Annotated in this window: 1 pseudogene; it reads right to left on the reverse strand. The window is 65.6% G+C overall.

What is annotated here, in order from left to right:
- Positions 1 to 269: pseudogene (locus ASG92_RS30130) on the reverse strand (hypothetical protein); the annotation flags it as partial.
- Positions 270 to 279 lie beyond the last annotated feature (10 nt).

The following is a 279-nucleotide window of genomic DNA, read 5'->3' on the forward strand; positions in this document are numbered from 1 at the left end:
CCGAAGGCCCAGGACCACGACGTCGGCGAGCCGGTGGAGGTATCGGTGAAGGCCACGTCCAGCGGCGCGGTCCCGGAAGTGAGGGTGGCCGTGAAGGAGACAACGGGCGCCGTATCACCACCACCGCTTGGGTCGTAAAAGTGCCAGTACCGGCTTGTGGCGTTCACATCGGCGAGCACCAGCAGACCGCTGTTGGCCGTGCCCCGCGCCGCACTGTTGAGGTTCTGCTTCGTCGACGTCACGTTGTGGACATACTGGTCGGCGTCCACGATACGAGCC

The sequence above is a fragment of the Arthrobacter sp. Soil736 genome (assembly GCF_001428005.1).
Taxonomy (GTDB): Bacteria; Actinomycetota; Actinomycetes; order Actinomycetales; family Micrococcaceae; genus Arthrobacter.